Source organism: Helicobacter pylori (assembly GCF_011140715.1).
Classification (GTDB): Bacteria; Campylobacterota; Campylobacteria; order Campylobacterales; family Helicobacteraceae; genus Helicobacter; species Helicobacter pylori_DA.
Window position 1 is genome coordinate 1 of the sequence record NZ_SFZZ01000044.1, and the last position, 552, is coordinate 552.

Annotated in this window: 1 pseudogene; it reads right to left on the minus strand. The window is 40.0% G+C overall.

Features of this window, described 5'->3' with window-relative positions:
* A pseudogene (sabB, locus tag EWZ81_RS04045) lies at positions 1-552 on the minus strand (Hop family adhesin SabB/HopO); the annotation flags it as partial.

Consider the following 552-nt stretch of genomic DNA (forward strand, 5'->3'; position numbering starts at 1 on the left):
GCTATAAAGCCTTCGGTATTCTAGCTTAGTGCCTAAAAAAGAATAGTAATTCGTGTTAATGGTGGGGATTTTAATGCCTAGTTCAATGCCATGTTGCGCGGAATGTTCGCTGTCTTTTTTCTTAGCTGTAGCGAGATTCGTCCTCAAGCCGAGATTGAACAAGAATTGGAAATTAGAAGTATTGACTTTCGCACTGTAAGGGTTATTGAACGCTGTCAAATTCACGTATTGAGAATTAAGCCATGTAGTCCCTGCTAGTTGGATACCTCCAAAAAGACCCACAGAAAGCTTGTTATTCTTTCTTGTGATACTATCGTTGATAATATTCACTAACAAATCGCTCCCACCGCCATAAGTCCATATATCAGAAGACGAATTAAAAAAGCTGGATTTGATATAGCCGTGGTTGTAATCAAAGAAGCCATAATACCTTAATCCCCATCTTTTGCTTTCGCCAAAGAATTGCTTGTAGCCCACTTGCACGCCAAGCCCATTCATTGCGCCGTTATTGTTTTGAGAGCTGATCATGCCCACTTTTTTAAAGGGGTTATT